This is a genomic window from Paenibacillus lycopersici (assembly GCF_010119935.1).
Classification (GTDB): Bacteria; Bacillota; Bacilli; order Paenibacillales; family Paenibacillaceae; genus Paenibacillus_Z; species Paenibacillus_Z lycopersici.
Genome location: NZ_CP048209.1, coordinates 1464240 through 1480401, shown reverse-complemented (window position 1 = coordinate 1480401; position 16162 = coordinate 1464240). Strand labels below are relative to the sequence as shown.

The following is a 16162-nucleotide window of genomic DNA, read 5'->3' as shown; positions in this document are numbered from 1 at the left end:
CGACTCCTCTCACTTGTTCGTTCACGGTCATACGGATCCTTTCAAATGCGTCAAAATCTCGTCCAGCTCCAGCTTCTGCTTGCTGATCACGGCCGCGCCCTGCGCGTCCAGCCAGCGTTCCGCTTCCGCGGCATTGTCCGTCACGACCTTATACGCCGTTCCGCCGGCAAGGTCGTATCCGCGGAAGCCCGGCATCGTCTTCCATTGGATCGGCTGGCCGCCGGCATCGACGTACAGCGACTGCCAAGCGTCCAGCAAGGCGTCTTTCTCGTAAATCCCAAGCATCTTCCCCTGCACGATGAACGCGATATAGTCCGCCAGCCGCCGCACTTCGTCCACGATATGGGAAGCCATGACGATGGTACGGTCGCCTTCCTCCATATAACGGTGAAGGATGTCGATCATCGTTTTCCAGGCGATCGGATCGAGTCCCGAGGACGGCTCGTCGAGCAGCAGCAGCTCCGGATGATGCGCCATGGCAAGCGACAGGTCGAACTTGCGCCGCATCCCTTTGGACATTTTGCCGAGCTTGAGGCCCGAGTCGACCTCGAACCGCCGCAGCAGCTCCCGGTAATAATTGACGTCCCAGTCCGGGTACCAGGACCGCGAGAATGACGCCTTCCACTCCCCGCTTAGCCGATCCTCGAGATCGATCGCCTGCTCCGGCACATAGCCGATGCGCGACTTATAAGCGACAAGGTCCCGCTCGTCCACCGTCTCCCCGAGCATCCGCACGCTGCCGGCATCCGGCTTCGCCAGCCCCATCATCAGCCGGAACAGCGAGCTCTTGCCGGATCCGTTCGGTCCGACGATCGCCGTCACGCATCCTTTCGGAATGGTCAGCCCGATCGGTCCCAGCTGAAAATGCGCCCTCCGCTGAATCAATCCTTCTATGGCAACGGCCGCTTCCGTCATGTCGCTTCCCCTCCTTCGCCCGCTTGTCCGCTTCCCGCCGCTCCGCTCGCCGATCGTTTCCGCCGAAGCGCCTCGCGCAGCATGTCCACCAGCTCGTCGTCGGTATAATGAACCCGGAGCCCCGCATCCGCCGCCGACTCGATCGCCTCCATGACCGCGCCGCGGCGCTGGTTGTCGCGAAGCCGGTCGTCCACCTTGGCGACGAACGTGCCCGTGCCCTGCCGGGTGCGGAGCAGTCCCTCGTTCTCCAGATCCTGGTATACCCGGCGGATCGTAATGACGCTGCATTTCGTCTGCTGCGCCAGCTCGCGGATGGAGGGCAGCAGCGTGCCTTCGGGCATCTGCCCGCTGACGATGAACGCGCGCAGCTGCACTTCGATCTGATGGTACAGCGGTTCGGCGCTATGTTCGTTCAATTGTATGGGCATCCACACCGCATGCACCTTCTCTCATAATCATCCCGCCAGCATCATTATTGCAGCAAACCGCGCTTGACAACCCGCATCCGGGTCAACGCGCCGAGCAGCACCGCCAGGGCGGCGCCGAGCACGACCGATAAGACCGGCCATGCATAATGATGCTCGCGGGCGGCGGCGATCGTCGATTCGATCAAATTCGTATGCGTAGCCCATAGAATCAAGTCGATCAGCGCATACACGATCACATACAGGAAGCAGACGATGATGTAGGCGTTCCCCTTCAGCGTCAATTCGAAGAAAATGTAGGTTGCCCCGGCCATCAGCGCATAACCGTACCAAATCAAGACGAACAGAACGTAGTCGCCGACCGCCAACTGCTCGCGCATGAAGCCCGACAGCAGATACTGCAGGGTAAAATAAAAGGCGAACACGATCGTGAGCACGATGGCATGCTGCAGCATCCGCGACACGACGATCGTATTCCAGCTGATCGGAAGCGTGCGGTAATAGGCGAGCCTGCGCGTATACGGATCCCGGTTCCAGCAATTGAGCGTGTTCCGATTCATGAGGAAGCCCATTATCGGCATCAGCGTTAAATACAGGAAATCGACCGCCCAGCTATAGGATTGCTCTTCGCCGGGATCCGACATGGCGTGCAATAAGGGGATGATCATGAAGACGCCAAGATACGCGAAGGACGCCATCGTCAGGAGCAGTCCGATCCACCCGCGGCGCCCCTCGAGCCGAAGCAGCGTCACCGCGCCCTGCCAATGCGACATTGCGTTACCTCCTGCTCTGTATAGTGTATATATCCTTATACACACTATACCCACTTCAAGCGCAATTGTCAACGATTGGAATTGTTAAGGTTTGGGAAATAAAAAATGCCGAGATGCCCCTTAGGGCGATCTCGACACGCTGAAGGCTGTCATGATAAAGATTTCTCGTTATCCTTCCTCTCTCCTCTAGGCTACTTGCAGCGATCCTCCTTCCGCGCCTCCTGCTCCCGGATGATCTTCAGCAGCGCTTCCTGCTCCCGCATCTGCGTCGCCATGTCCTGGTAAATATCGCTCAGCTGCGGCGGAGCCGACCCTTGGTCGTAGAAGCCGCCGAAGCCGTTCGGCTGCTTCGCGGAACGGCTCGCCGATCTGCGCGTCCCGCGGGAACGGGACGCGCGAAACCCCGGCCGGCTCGCCGCCGCTTCGCGCTTCAGCGCGAAGCGGAGCAGCAGCGCCGAGACGAGCATCAGCGTTCCGGATTTCCAGGACGAGGTGAAGCCGAGCACGAGAAGCGCGAAGCCGATCGCCGGGTAAACGAACAGCAGCAAGAACAGCTCGATCGTGAATCTGGTCAGGAATGACTTGAAGAGCCCCATTATGCAACACCCCTGCGCCTGTTGTTACTCCATATATATGTGCCCAGGGGTTATCCCTATTTTGAGGAATCGTTGACAGTGCTTCCCCTTCGGCTTGCGGCCTCCATCATTCCGGCAATCTTTCAAAGAAAACAAACGAAATCATAACTTTACGGCATCGCCGCCCGGCGTCCCGTTCACTAAGATTAAGAAGAAAATTGGAATCCAACCTATCGGGGAGGAATACGTTCATGCATGATCAAACGTATGACGAAACGCTTGCTCACGTAGCGACCCATTCGAATCCGTCGGCGCTGCGCATCACCGATATCCGGTTCACCGACATTGTCGGCGCTCCGTTCCACAGCAGCTTGATCAAAGTGTATACCAACCAGGGCCTGGTCGGCTTCGGCGAAGTGCGCGACGGAGCGGACAAGGTCTATGCGCAGCTCCTCAAGAGCAGACTGCTGGGCGAGAATCCGTGCAACATCGACAAGCTGTTTCGCCGGATCAAGCAGTTCGGCGGCCATGCCCGTCAAGGCGGCGGCGTAAGCGGGATCGAAATCGCGCTGTGGGACCTGGCAGGCAAAGCGTACGGCATGCCCGTCTATCAAATGCTGGGCGGCAGGTTTCGCGACAAGATCCGCATGTACTGCGATACGGACGTCGTCGACAAGGCGACTGGGAAGGCTATGGGCGAAGCGCTGAAGAAACGCATGGAGGCCGGTTTTACCTTCCTCAAGATGGACCTCGGGATTGGGCAGCTCATCCATCAGCCCGGAACATTGAGCGCCCCGCTCGGCTTCCTCGAAGAAATGCGGGAGAAATCCAGAAACCGCTACAATCAGAACTTCGACGGCATGACGGACGAGCAGATCCGGGATATCGGCAACCGCCATTACGACATCTACAATATCCCGCATCCGTTCACGGGCATTCACGTGACGGAGACGGGACTGGATATGCTGGAGCAATACGTGGCGGACGTTCGTTCGGTGATCGGCTGTCAGGTACCGCTTGCCATCGACCATTTCGGCCATATCGGCCTCGAGGATTGCATCAAGCTCGGCCGCCGCATCGATAAATTCAATCTGGCCTGGATGGAAGACATGATTCCGTGGCAATACACGGAGCAGTACGCACGATTGGCGCGCGCGGTGACGACGCCGATCTGCACCGGCGAAGACATCTATCTAAAGGAAAACTTCCGTCCGCTGCTCGAGGCCGGCGGCGTCTCCGTCATTCATCCCGACGTCCTGACGACGGGCGGCATTCTGGAGACGAAGAAGATCGGCGACATGGCGCAGGATTACGGCGTCGCGATGGCCATTCATATGGCGGAGAGCCCGATCGCCTGCCTGGCGGCCGCGCATGTCGCCGCGGCCACGGAGAACTTCCTCGCGCTCGAGTACCACTCCTGCGAAGTCGAGTGGTGGGACGATATCGTCGTCGGCTCCAAGCTGCCGAAGAAGCTGGTCCAGAACGGCTTCATCGCCATGACGGACGCGCCGGGCCTCGGGATTGACGATCTGAACGACGAGGTGCTTGCCGAGCATCTTCATCCCGATATTCCGGGCGTGTGGGAGCCGACCGACCGTTGGAATAAGCATTATTCCAACGACCGGCTGTGGAGCTGAAGCCCGCGGCGCCGGCAGGCCAGCACCTATGGGCTATAGGCAGCGCGAGAAACGCTGCATGGCAGAACCCCCTTCGGTCAATGACAATGACCGAAGGGGGTTCTGCCGTCTACGCTCGTAGGACGCGGCTGCCACGGCGCGTTACTGGCTGGCATCCTGCCACTAACTTGCCAGCTTGGCACAGGCGGGGTTGGAGAAAATAAGGAAGCGGACAGGAGATGGACAGGAGATCCGTTATCTGCCCGATTTCATTGATTTTCCGGAGGTGTACGGACAGGAGATCCGTTAATGCGCCCGCGACGGGCTTGTTTCGGCACTTTCGGAGGCAATAGCGAATCCTGTGTCCGATCGCTTATGAACAAGCAGCGATACGGAGCAAATAACGTACCCTCTGTCCGCCTGGGTATGGACGCTTGCAGGCGAGCAAAGGGCCGTCCGCAGCAACGCCAGAGCTTGCTCGCACGCAAGAAGGGCCGTCCGCAAGTCGCAATGACTCGCGGACGGCCCGCACGCAGCCTCACCCGGCCGAGGCAGCTTCCATCAAACCGTTGATATAACCGATGCCGTAGAGCCGGCCCAGCAGCTCGTAGCCTGGATTGTCGTTATTCTCGCCGGCCATCGTCGGCACGTGATCCGGCCTCGCAGGTCCGGTATATCCGACCTCATAATACGTTCGCATCGCCTCCAGCATGTTCGTTTTGCCGTCGTCGTGGAACGTTTCTTCGAATTTCTCCGGCGTTCCCTTCACGTCCCGGAAGTGCACGAAGAACAGCTTATCCTGCTTGGCAAATTCGCGGATGACCGCCGGAATGTCTTCTCCTGCCGTCGCCAGCGTCCCTTGGCACAGCGTGATGCCGTTGTATGCGCTGGGCACCAAATCAATCGCGCGCTGCAGCGCGGCCGCGCTGCGCAGGATCCGGGAGACGCCGCGAATCGGCGTTATCGGCGGGTCGTCCGGGTGCAGCGCCAGCTTCACCTTGGCTTCTTCCGCGACCGGCACGATCCGTTCCATGAAGTAGTGCAGATTCTCCCACAGCCGTTCCTCGGTCACGATGCCCGCTTCCGTCAGCGGCGCGTCCTTCATCAGGCTGTGGTCGTAGCTGGAGACCAGCGCCCCTCCCCGCGTGCCGGTCGTCGTGGACGTACGGAACCAGTTGAACTGGGCCATGAAATTGTAGCAGAGCACCGGGATGCCGGCGGCGCCCATGTTGATCAGGAACTGCTGGAAGACCTCGATCTCCTCGTCCCGTCCCGGCGTGCCGAGCTTGATATGATTGCTTGGAGGCATCGATTCGATGACAGACAATGCAAGACCGTGATCCGCATACCGCTGCTTCATCCGGATCAGCGGCATCAGATCCCAAGGCTTCTCGGTCTTCTCTTCCCAAGGGAGACCTCCGACGGCATAATTCACGTTCATCTGCTTCGCGAGCTGCCACAGCCGGGATGGCTGGGATGAGAAAAATTCCGCTAGTTTCATGGCGCCTTGGCTCCTCTCGATTGGTTTATAGGGTGCAAGGGGCGCACCTGCGCCCTGTCAATGACGTATCTGTTCTGCGCGCATTAACGGTGCACGCGCCGGTCAAGACCCGGCTTTCGCCGCTAGGTCCATGCCCATTTTATTGAGCTTGTCGTAGGCCTTCTCGATGGTCTGCTGACCGTAAGTGACGGCCTGCATCTCTTTATTGTACGTGTCCGCCCATTCCGAGTAGCCGGCCGCGGCCGAATAGAACGGCAGCGCCTTCTCGACCGACAGGTCGTAGATTTCTTTGCCCAGCTTGTCTTTATCCGCCAGTGTCGGCTCGAGGTCCTTGTAAATGTCCGGGTTGATCGGAATGCCGCGCGTCAGCCCGAGCGTCTTGCCCGCTTCCTTGTCGGTGATGAACCATCTCACGAAGCGTTTGGCCTCGTCCTTGTGCTTGGAGTTCGCGCTGACGCTCAGGAAAATGGTCGACTGCGCCCAGCCGCCTCCGGCAGGACCCGTCGGCATGTTCACGACGCCGACCTTGCCCGGCATCAGCTGCTCCAGGGCGCTTACCGAACCCGTCGTCGCGCCCCGGGTCATGACGACGCCGGATGCCATCGGATCGGCCTGCGGATCGTTCTCGAGGAAGGCCGCGGCTTTCTCCGCCGGCGGGACAATCTTGGCCTTGCGGAACTCCTCGTACGTCTTGTAATAGGTCATGAACAACTCCTTGTCGAGCGTGAACTTCTTGCCCCCGTCCGCCATGACCGGATCTTTGCCCATCGACGTCTGGTAGAAATTATAGCTGTCCCACGACGTCGAATCCCCGATCGGATATTTGCCCTCCGGCAGCTTCCCGCGGGCATCCCTCGCCCATTGGAAGTAGTCGTCGTACGTCCAATTCTTCTGCGGAAGCGGTATGCCGTACTGCTCCAGCTCCGCTTTGTTGAACGCGATGCCGGCCGCGTTCTGGCTGAGCGGGATGCCGTACAGTTTCCCGCCGATTTTCAAATTCTCCACGACCTTCGGATCCACGATGCCGTCCAGATCGACATCGCTCAAGTCTTCCAGCTGGTTGCGCGCGACATACTCCTGGATGTAGGCGGCATCCATCTGCAGCACGTCGGGGATCGTCTTGGAAGCCGCGAGCGTCGGCAGCTTCTGCCAGTACGCGTCCCAAGCCATGTATTCCGGCTTGAAGCTCACGTTCGCATTCTGCTTCGAGTACAGCGAGAGCGCGTTCTTCGTCGCTTCATGCCGTTCGTCGGGCCCCCACCACATCATGCTTAACGTGACTTTCTCCCCGGCCTTCGGATCGCCGCCGTTATTGCCCTCGTCCGTATTCGCGGCGCTGCCGCCTCCGTTATTGCCGCCTCCGCCGCTGCAAGCCGTCGCCGCCAGCATGAATGTCAACCCGATCAGCGGAACGATTGCCTTTCTTGTGCTGCGCATAACTCCATTTCCCCTCTCTTATTCGGCTCGTGGCCCGTTACCCTTTCAAACCGGTCGTGGCTATCCCCTCTACGAAATATTTTTGCGCGAACAGGAAGATGATGACGGACGGCAGGATGGATAGCAGCGACATCGCGAGCAGCTGCCCCCATTGAATGTCGAACTGGTCGATGAACATGCGCAGCGCCAGCCCTACGGTAAACTTGTCGACGGAGCTGATGTACAGCACCTGCGCGAAGAAGTCGTCCCAGCTCCAGATGAACGTGAAGATGGCGACCGTGACGAGCGCGGGCCGAATCAACGGCAGAATGATGCGGAAGAAAATGCCGTACACGGACGTGCCGTCGATTTTGGCCGCTTCGTCCAAGTCGCGGGGAATGCCGCGGATGAACTGGACGAGCAGGAAGATGAAGAAGGCGCCGCCGCCGAAGAAATGCGGCAGCACCAGAGGGACGTAGCTGTCCACCCAGCCCAGCTTGTTGAAGAGAATATATTGCGGCACCACGGTAACCTGGCCGGGGAGCATCATGGTGAGCAGCAGGATCGAGAACCAGAAGCCGCGCAGCCTGAATTGCAGGCGGCTGAAGCCGTAAGCCACGATCGCCGCCGTCAGCACGCCGCCGGTTACGTTGCCGAGCTCCATCAGCAGCGTGTTGCCGAAGAAGTGGGCGAAGGTATAATCGTCGGAGAAATGCCAGCCGTTGCTGTAGTTCTCCCACATCGGCGTTGCCGGCCAGAGCGTGGGCAGGCCAAGCTCCGCCGTCTTCTTCAAGGAAGCCCCGACCCACCAGATCACGGGATACAGCATCAGGAGCGAGAAGGCGGCCAGATACAGATGGTTGGATAATTTGGACCGAACGGCGCTCATCTCGCTTTCCCCCCATCCGATTCGTAGAATACCCAATAGCGCGAAGCCAGGAAGTTCAGGGCGGTCAGCGCGGCAACGATGCCGAGCAGGATCCAGGCGAGCGCGGAAGCGTAACCCATCTGGTAATGCTTGAAGGCTTTGTCGTAGAGGAACAGCGCGTACACGTAGGTGGAATTGATCGGACCGCCTTTCGTGATGATGAATGCCGAGGTGAAGGTCTGGAACGAGCCGATGATGCCCAGCACGAGGTTGAAGAACATGACCGGCGAGAGCATCGGCAGCGTAATGCCGACGAATTTGCGGAAGCGCCCGGCCCCGTCGACCGATGCGGACTCGTATAGCTCTTGCGGGATTTGCTTGAGTCCGGCCAGGAAGATGACCATGGTAGAGCCGAACTGCCACGTATTAAGCAGGATAAGCGTGCCGAGCGACGTATCCGGATTCGAGATCCAGCCTACGCCTTGAATCCCGAACCAGGCCAGCACTTGGTTGACGTAGCCGTCGAGCCCGAACATGTTCCGCCACAGCGCGGCTACCGCGATGCTGCCTCCGATCAGGGACGGGAAGTAGATCGCCGTCCGGTAGACGTTCATCCCCCTGATGTTTCTGCTTAGCGCCATCGCGACCAGCAGCGAGAAGAACAGCTTCAGCGGAACCGAGACCAGCACGAAGACGAACGTCACGCTGAGCGACTTGGTGAAGGTCGAGTCATTGGTGAAAATGTTGGCGTAATTGGCCGTCCCCGTCCATACCGGCGCATCCAGCAACGAATATTCCGTAAAGGACAAGTAGAAGGATTGCGCGATGGGCCATAGCGTCAGGAATAGAAACCCGATCAGCCACGGCGAAATGAAGACGTAACCTGCCAGATTGGCTTCTCCCTTGTTTCTGCGAAACTTGCCGGGAGCTTTGACCGTCTCTGCGTAGGGTGCTTGGGACAACGAATCGGAAGTCACCCGCGTATCTCCTCCTCTGAACGTAGGATGCTCGCTGCCTATTGCCGGCAACCGTCTGCTTGGCGCCGGCACTTCTCCACTTTATCGAAAGCGGTTACACGAGGGAAGGCGACGAAATTATGAAATTGTTTGTTTATTTTAACGATCTGAACGCCGCCCGCCCCGCCCTCCGGCCCCTCCGCCGGATAGGGTGGATTTATTATGCGCGAGGCGGCGAATGCCTTAAGAATGTCGCATCGACAAATGCCGGAATGTCCCTAACAATAGACTCGAGAGCCGGCGGAACGAGGATTCCGAACGCCGCCATGTACACAAAACGGTTCGAAAGAGGTGCTCGAATGAAATTCGACAATCCGGAAGATATCGTCCAGCTTACGGCGCAATGGGAAGGAGAACGGTTTCCGAACGGCCGTCCGAAAGTGGCCGACGACGTGCTTCGCCGCATGCGCAAAATCACCCTGGAGGAAGCCTGGGGCCCGCTCTGGAACAGGGGCTACGCCTTTCAATTCGAAGGCGATTTCAAAATCGTACATCCCGAGAAAATCATGGTCGGCCGGGCGGTAACGGCCGTCCTGGTGCCCAAACGCCCCGATCTGCACGAGACGCTGCTGAAATATGGCCATGAACAGGAAGGCCGCAAAGGCTTCTTCAACCAATGGGTCATCGATTCGCTCGTGGAGGACGATGTCGCGGTCGTCGACATGTTCGACAAGGTTCATCTGGGCACGTACGTGGGCGGCAATCTGTCCACCGCGATATCGACCCGGACGAAAAGGGGCGGCGCGGTCATCTGGGGCGGTATCCGCGACAATCAGCAGGTAGCCGAAATCGACAATATCAATGTCTACTACCGGGGGAGCGACCCGACCGCCATCGCGGACGTCACGATGGTCGGCATGAACGTTCCGGCCCGCATCGGCCGGGCGATCTGCCTTCCCGGCGACGTCGTCCTCGGCACGCCGTCAGGCGTCATCTTCATTCCGCCGCAGCTCGCGGAAATCACGGTCGTGCAGGCGGAGAAGGCCCAGGTTCGCGACATCTTCGGCTTCGTCCGCCTCAAGGAAGGCGTCTACTCCACCGCGCAGATCGACGCCGCCTGGAATTCCGCGCTCATGCAAGACTTCGTCGACTGGTTCAACGCCGATTCGGCCGCGGAGAACTATCGCCACCTGACTTGGGAGCGAGAGCTCGAGGAAGCGGCCAAGCTGGACGACGGCGAGAACGGCCGCCGGCACGATGTCCGTCTGTAGTCTTCCGTAGCCGTCCGCAGCTGGCTTGCCTGAACGCGAAAAGGACTCCGGAGGCGGATCGCCCGCTTCCGGAGCCCTTCTTCATTTATCATTTCCCCCCCAACTCCCGGTATTCCGTCGGCGACAGCCCGACTTTACGCTTGAAAATTTGACTGAAGTAACGCGGATCCTGATAGCCTACCTGCTCGGCCACCTCGTAGTTTTTGTAATGCGTGCTATCCAGCAGCTCCTTGGCCTTCTGAATCCGGATACGCGTCAAGTGCTCGATGAAGGTCGTGCCCGTATTCAGTTTGAAGAGCAGACTGAGATAGGTCGGCGTCATATAGACCTTCTGCGCCGCGCTTTGCAGCGATGCCGCCTGATATTCCTGCTCCATGTACTGGATCGTCTTCTTGATGATGCTGCGATGGCTTTCCTTCTGATCGGGCTGCATGGCTCCCCTGACGCCGATGAAGAAGCGGCTGACGCATGCTTTGATTTCCTGCAGCGTCTGCATGTTGACGATGGACATGATTTCGAACTTCTTGCAAGCGCTGTCATAATTGGCTCCGGGGAGCAGCTTCTTCTCGCTTCCGATCAGCAGCCGCGCCGTCAATTCGTACATCGCCTTAATATCGATCGGTCCTTGCTCCAGCAGCGCGCGATAGAACGCCTCGACGGCTTCTTCGACGTCGGCGTCGGAGTCGGCGGCTTTCAGGGCGTCGTGCAATTCCTTCTCCATGTCCGCGGGATAGTCGCCGAGAGCCGCGTACCGCGGCAGCTCCCCGTATTGGATGATATGGCCCGTTCCGCGGTAGAACTTGTTTTGCAGCGCGCCTTCGGCTTGCCTGTACGAATGATGGACATCGCACAGCTGGCTGCACGGCTTGCCTACGCCGACATTGACCGGCAGCCCGAACCGGTCGCCCAGCATCGTCTGCACGGCTTCCAGATGCTTCGCGGATACCCAAGAGAACAACAGGGCAAGCCGATGCCGATCATCGATGAACACGACATGGTCGAGCGATGCCCGCTGCTGCACGTAATCCCGCATTTCCTCCATACGCAGCATTTTCCCGCGATCGTCCGCGGCCGTCGAGACCGGCTCCAGCAGCGCAATCGCCGGATAGGTGAAATAAGGATGCAAATTCAGGCGCGACAAGCTTTCCTTCACGTTCGCGTTCTTCTGCCGGCCCCCGCTGACCAGCTCTTGAAGATACCGATTCCTCATCCAAGCCAAGATTACATCGTCTTCATACAGCAAACCTTTGCTAAGCATGTTCCGTCTCCCCTTTGCACAAGGATCCTGCCGGGCACTTGCCTATCGTCCTTCGCTATTCAAGATCGATCATCTTATAGGCGTGCATATGCTCGATGAAAGCGGCCTCCGCCGTATCCGGGTCGCCCGAACGCAGCGCATCGACGAGAAGAAGATGCCATTCGGCCAGCACGTTGGTCGTATAGTGGCGGTTGGATATCGCCATGAACCGCATGACTTTGGTGCGCATATGGTTCCACAGCTCGAGGATGGCTTGATTGTCGCAGCGGATGTAGAAGAAAGCGTGGAAATCCATATCCAGCTCCAGGATGCGCATCATCTCGTTGTTCTTGTTGGCGGCTTCCATCTCGTCGATGAGGCGGTGAAGATAACCGTAGTCCGCTTCCGTCAGCAGCGGCATCGACTGCCGGACCGCGAAGCCTTCGATAATTTCGCGAAGGACGAAAATATCCTTGATTTCCTTGGCGCTGATCGTCGATACGACAGAGCCTTTGTTCGGAATGCCGGTAATCAAGCCTTCCTGCTTCAACCGTTCCAGCGCCTCGCGCACGGGTGCTTGACTGATCTGGAATTTGCCCGCGATCTCGGTGACGATCAGCCGGGCGCCCGGCTGGAGAATGCCCGCGAGAATGTCCTTCTTCAAGTCCGCATACACATGCTCGCTGATCGAGTTGTTCGGATAATCCATCTGGCCGCTGCCTATGACGCTCACTGCTCCTTTGATTATTATCGATTATCGATAATCGATAATATGATGTAGCTCTATTATAGAGGCAGTCCCCTGCTGCTTCAACCGCTTATTTTGTCGAATTAGGCCCGGTTCGGCCGGGAGCGCCGCCTTCGAATACACGGCACGAAGCCTTCGCTGCCGCGGATCGCGCTGCAGGAAGGCTTCTTGTCTTGCGCCGTATATGGCCATGATCTATTCTTTGACCGAACCGAGCGTAATGCCGTGGATGAAGAATCGCTGCAGGAAGGGATAAACGAACAGGACCGGCAGCATCGTCAGCGCGATCTTCGCCGCGTCGAGCGTCTGGTTGGATACTTCGGACAGCGCCCCGCCCTTGCCGATATCCTCCGGCCGGGTCGGATCGATCGTGACGACGATCTGCTGCAAGTAGGTCTGGAGCGGCAATAGATGCGCATTATTAATGTACACGATCGCTTGGAAGTATTCGTTCCACGTATTGACGATCGTGAATAGCGATATCGTCGCAAGTACGGGAAGCGACAGCGGAAAGTAAAGCGTGACTAGCTTGACCCAGGGTCCTGCGCCGTCGATATTGGCGCAGTCGTCCAGTTCTTTCGGAAGATTGCGCCAGAAGTTGAACACAAGCAGGATATTGCCGAAGTTGAACAGGTACGGCAGCACCAGAATCCAGAAGTTGTCGTACAGGTGAAGATTTCTGGCGTTCATGTAACTCGGGATGATGCCGCCGTTGAAGCTGCCGACAATGAGCAGGATCCATAAGTAGACGTTCCGCATGCGGAAGTCCTTGGTCTCGCGGGAGAACGGGAACGCCGCCAGATAGGTGACAACCGTGCCGAGCACAAGCGTGATGACGATCCGCTTCACCGATACCCAGAGCGACGTGAAGAACTGATGATCGTCCATCACGCGCGCATAGGCGTTCCAAGACCATCCTTTGGGCCAGGCGACGATCGTCCCGGAGCTGGCGATCGCCGGGTTGCTTAGCGACACGGCGACGGTATGCAGGATCGGGAAAAGCGTGGCGAGCGAAATGGCCAGCAGGATAACGATAATCACCGTATCGAATGCCCGCGATCCGAATGTTTTGGAAGTAATCATGGCCTGTTCTCCTTTTGGACTAGAAGATGCGGTAGTTGGCGAAGCGGTAAGCCAGCGTATACGTGAGCGCCACGAGCAGCAGGCCGATAATGCTGTTGACGAGGCTGACCGCGGTTCCGAGCTCGTACTGCGCCCCGACCAGCCCGTTGCGGAACACCCATGTCTCGATGACGTCGCCCGTATCGTATACGATGACGTTATAGAGGTTGTAGATCTGATCGAAGCCCGCGTACAGAATGCCGTTCAAGCTCAGCGTGGCCAAGAGGGCGATCACCATGGCGATTCCGGGAATCGAGACATGCCGGATCTTCTGCAGGCGCGAGGCGCCGTCGATGTCGGCCGCTTCGTACAAGGTGGAATTGATGCTCGTCAGGGCGGCCAGGTAGATGACGGTGGAGAAGCCCATCTCCTTCCACATGTTGGACAATATGATAATCGGACGGAACCAGACGTTGCTCCCGAGGTACATGACCGGGTTCAGGCCGAAGATCGTCTCCATTAGGTGATTGATAATCCCGTGGGTCGACAGGATGTCGCGGAAGATGCCCGCCAGTATGACCCAGGACAAGAAGTGCGGCAAATACGTGATCGTCTGCACGGAACGCTTGAACCACTTGACCCGCAGCTCGTTCAGCATCAGCGCCAGCACGATCGGCACGATCAGGAGCGTGATCAGCTTGCCGACCGAGATGATCAGCGTATTGCGCAGCACCCGCCAGATTTCCGGATTTTGCACCAGGAATTTGTACTGCTCCAGTCCCGCCCAAGGAGATCCGAGTATGCCTTTGGTCGGAATGAAATGCTTGAAGGCGAGCGTCACGCCGTAGATCGGAAAGACTTGAAATAAAATAAACAGGACGAATACGGGTAACAGCATGATATGGTAATGAAATTGATCGTTTCTCAGCCATTTTGTCATACGCGCACGCTCCCGCCATACCGGCCGGACTGGTTCTGTCCGGCCGGACGGTCAATAGTTTCAGTTGCCGCTTTCCTTGGCGATCTCGTCATTCACTTCTTTGGTGATCTGGTCGCCGCCCTGCGCTTTCCATTCCTTGACGAAGGTGTCGAAGTAGTCGATCGGTTCCTTGTTCATGATAATCTTCGTAAACGCTTGCAGCTGCTTATCCGTGAGCGAGCCCATCTTGGCATCGTAAGTCGGCGTCGAGCCGTTGAACGCGTTCCATTGAATGTCCAGATCGGAATGCGCGATCGCCGAGAGCGCCGACATCCAGTTGATATAATCCTTGTATTTGCCCGCATCCTTGCGCGGGTTGTCGTGGTTCGGTTTCAGCGAATTATCGAAAATTTGCTTCTCTCCGACGGTGAGCGTGTCTTCCGTCGCTTTGCCGTCAAAGATGTCTTCGAACCTCTTGACGCTCTGCAGCGTCGTATCCAGGTACCCGATGCCGAAGTTCGGAATGATCGTCGGCGCGTCGCTCTTGTCGGTGCCGTATTTTTCGTTCAGTTCGTTGCGCCGGTCGATCGTCTCCTGGTAGCCGGAATGGCTGAGCTTCGTGGAGACGTTCAGGATCTTGACGGCCGCTTCCGGATTCGCGAACCCTTTCTTCACGACCAGGAATTGGTTCGTCGGGAAATCCATGACGGCATGGACTTTATTGTCCGTCGAGAACGTATACGCGCGCCAATCGGCCTTCGGATCGCTGTCGATATTGAACGTCAACGGGTAGCTGCCGTTCCACCAAGAGCCGATCTCCATGCCGGCATGGCCCGATGTGATCATTTCCGTCACTTTGTTGCCGTCTTTCAGTGCGAACTCGGAGTCGAGCAATCCTTCCTTGTACATCGTGGCCATGACTTGCAGCGCCTGCTTGTTCTCCGGTTGAATGCCGCCCCAGACCACGCTGCCGCCGCTATCCTTGACCCAGCTTTTCGGAAACGCGTTGAACGCGTTGAAGATCGAGACGGCGTCGACGAAGGACGGATCCATGAATTGGTTCTGCAAGGCGAGCCCGATCGTGTCCGCCTTGCCGTTGCCGTCCGGATCCTGGTTCTTGAACGCCCGGGCCACATTCAGCAGATCGTCTACCGTCTTCGGCGGCTGCAGGCCGAGCTTGTCAAGCCAGTCCTGGCGGACCCACAGAATCTGCACGTTGGCGTACGTATCGCCCTGCGAAGGCAGACCGTACATCTTGCCGTCGAACGACGCGTAATCGAGCGTCTTGTTCTCGAACGACTTATAGTAATCCTTGACTTCGTCGGAGGCGTACTGACTGTATACGTCGGTCAAATCTTCGACCATGTCGGCGTCGACAAGCTTCTTCAGCATGCTGCGGGCGGACTGCCGGCCGTCGGTCGATTTGAGAATAAACATATCGGGCAGATCGTTGCTGGCGAACATCAGGTTGTACTTCTGATTGTATTGGTCCCCGGACGGAGCGCTCCATTTCACGACCGGCTTGATATTCAGCTGATCGAGCCAGAAATCGGTATTCCAGTTCGATTCGTACGAGCTGCCGGGAATGAACTGCTTCTCCGACTCCGAGTTGCGGTCGTAGATGACCTGAAGATTCAAGGTTTCCGGATATTTGCCGAACGGATCGGCCTTCTCCACGGTCTGGTTCGCGTTCCCCGAAGCGTTCGTTTGGGCGCTCTCCGTACCGGCGGGACTTGCGCCTTCGGACTGGGACGCTTGGTCCCCCCCGTTGTTTGCATTCGAACAAGCCGCCAGGACAAGCATCGCAGCGGCGGCCATTGCCAGCCCCGCGCTTCTTTTTCTCATGTCTACCCCTTCTTTCCTCTTCGATTGACCTGCTG

The 16162-nt window shown here is 58.1% G+C and carries 15 protein-coding genes; 2 read left to right on the top strand and 13 right to left on the bottom strand.

The features are described 5' to 3' along the window. Window positions 1–27: 27 nt before the first annotated feature. The 4 genes from GXP70_RS06385 to GXP70_RS06370 all read right to left on the bottom strand — a co-directional run bounded on the left by GXP70_RS06385 (window position 28) and on the right by GXP70_RS06370 (window position 2709). Window positions 28–915, bottom strand: coding sequence for an ABC transporter ATP-binding protein (locus GXP70_RS06385; RefSeq protein ID WP_162355681.1), 888 nt, complete (start codon window positions 913–915; stop codon window positions 28–30). Further along, window positions 912–1349, bottom strand: a complete 438-nt coding sequence (locus GXP70_RS06380; protein ID WP_162355680.1) for a GntR family transcriptional regulator — start codon at window positions 1347–1349, stop codon at window positions 912–914. The genes GXP70_RS06385 and GXP70_RS06380 overlap by 4 nt, the downstream gene beginning before the upstream one ends. A 38-nt stretch (window positions 1350–1387) precedes the next feature. After that, window positions 1388–2113, bottom strand: a complete 726-nt coding sequence (locus tag GXP70_RS06375; protein WP_162355679.1) for a hypothetical protein — start codon at window positions 2111–2113, stop codon at window positions 1388–1390. Window positions 2114–2304: 191 nt separating this feature from the next. Next, window positions 2305–2709, bottom strand: coding sequence for a hypothetical protein (locus GXP70_RS06370; RefSeq protein ID WP_162355678.1), 405 nt, complete (start codon window positions 2707–2709; stop codon window positions 2305–2307). Window positions 2710–2939: 230 nt separating this feature from the next. Here GXP70_RS06370 and GXP70_RS06365 point away from each other — a divergent pair, with 230 nt between their 5' ends. After that, entirely contained in the window at window positions 2940–4325 is a 1386-nt protein-coding gene (locus tag GXP70_RS06365; protein ID WP_162355677.1) for a mandelate racemase/muconate lactonizing enzyme family protein, read from the top strand. Between the two features lie 517 nt (window positions 4326–4842). Here the strand turns inward: GXP70_RS06365 and GXP70_RS06360 are convergent. The 4 genes from GXP70_RS06360 to GXP70_RS06345 all read right to left on the bottom strand — a co-directional run bounded on the left by GXP70_RS06360 (window position 4843) and on the right by GXP70_RS06345 (window position 9066). After that, on the bottom strand, window positions 4843–5805 hold the full coding sequence (locus tag GXP70_RS06360; RefSeq protein WP_162355676.1) for a mannonate dehydratase: 963 nt from the start codon (window positions 5803–5805) through the stop codon (window positions 4843–4845). Between the two features lie 102 nt (window positions 5806–5907). Continuing rightward, window positions 5908–7242: an ABC transporter substrate-binding protein gene (locus GXP70_RS06355; protein WP_162355675.1), complete on the bottom strand. Its 1335-nt coding sequence runs from the start codon at window positions 7240–7242 to the stop codon at window positions 5908–5910. A gap of 37 nt (window positions 7243–7279) precedes the next feature. Next, window positions 7280–8110 (bottom strand): carbohydrate ABC transporter permease, encoded by an 831-nt coding sequence (locus GXP70_RS06350; RefSeq protein WP_162355674.1) that lies wholly within the window; start codon window positions 8108–8110, stop codon window positions 7280–7282. Next, a complete protein-coding gene (locus tag GXP70_RS06345) occupies window positions 8107–9066 on the bottom strand; it encodes a carbohydrate ABC transporter permease (RefSeq protein WP_404822316.1) in 960 nt (319 codons plus the stop codon). Before GXP70_RS06345 ends, GXP70_RS06350 begins: the two co-directional genes overlap by 4 nt. 338 nt (window positions 9067–9404) lie before the next feature. On the opposite strand from GXP70_RS06345, the gene GXP70_RS06340 reads away from it, so the two are divergent. Continuing rightward, window positions 9405–10316, top strand: a complete 912-nt coding sequence (locus GXP70_RS06340) for an RraA family protein (protein ID WP_162355673.1) — start codon at window positions 9405–9407, stop codon at window positions 10314–10316. Between the two features lie 88 nt (window positions 10317–10404). On the opposite strand, the gene GXP70_RS06335 is transcribed toward GXP70_RS06340, so the two are convergent. The 5 genes from GXP70_RS06335 to GXP70_RS06315 form a co-directional block, all read right to left on the bottom strand. Then, the gene (locus GXP70_RS06335) at window positions 10405–11574 is read right to left on the bottom strand and encodes a helix-turn-helix domain-containing protein (protein ID WP_162355672.1); all 1170 of its coding nucleotides are present in this window, start codon (window positions 11572–11574) and stop codon (window positions 10405–10407) included. 55 nt (window positions 11575–11629) lie between these two features. Continuing rightward, on the bottom strand, window positions 11630–12286 hold the full coding sequence (locus GXP70_RS06330) for a GntR family transcriptional regulator (protein ID WP_225442687.1): 657 nt from the start codon (window positions 12284–12286) through the stop codon (window positions 11630–11632). Window positions 12287–12496: 210 nt separating this feature from the next. After that, window positions 12497–13384, bottom strand: a complete 888-nt coding sequence (locus GXP70_RS06325) for a carbohydrate ABC transporter permease (RefSeq protein WP_162355671.1) — start codon at window positions 13382–13384, stop codon at window positions 12497–12499. A 19-nt stretch (window positions 13385–13403) separates the two neighbouring features. Then, window positions 13404–14303: an ABC transporter permease gene (locus GXP70_RS06320; RefSeq protein WP_162355670.1), complete on the bottom strand. Its 900-nt coding sequence runs from the start codon at window positions 14301–14303 to the stop codon at window positions 13404–13406. 60 nt (window positions 14304–14363) lie between these two features. After that, the gene (locus GXP70_RS06315; RefSeq protein WP_162355669.1) at window positions 14364–16127 is read right to left on the bottom strand and encodes an extracellular solute-binding protein; all 1764 of its coding nucleotides are present in this window, start codon (window positions 16125–16127) and stop codon (window positions 14364–14366) included. Between the last annotated feature and the right edge of the window lie 35 nt (window positions 16128–16162).